Annotated in this window: 1 protein-coding gene; it reads left to right on the top strand. The window is 49.8% G+C overall.

The window, feature by feature from the left end; genetic code table 11:
- On the top strand, positions 1-245 hold a 245-nt coding region (locus E2K52_RS15005; RefSeq protein WP_264765959.1), incomplete at both ends, for a helicase-related protein.

Here is a 245-nt window from a genome sequence, read left to right on the forward strand (position 1 = left end):
ACGTACCAACAATTTCTCACGTGATTAACTTTGGTCTTCCAATGAAGAACGAAGATTATGTACACCGTATTGGTCGTACAGGCCGTGCGGGCCGTACCGGTAAGGCCATTACTTTGGCAACTTACCGTGAGCGTGGCAAGATCCGTGCTCTAGAAGACTTCCTTGATGCACGTTTAAATGTATCTGAAATTGAAGGTCTGGAGCCATCTCCACCTCCTGCACGCGGTAGCCGTGACGGTGGTCGT

Origin of the sequence: Acinetobacter sp. RF14B (genome assembly GCF_006864105.1) — a bacterium.
In the GTDB taxonomy this organism is placed as follows: Bacteria; Pseudomonadota; Gammaproteobacteria; order Pseudomonadales; family Moraxellaceae; genus Acinetobacter; species Acinetobacter lwoffii_C.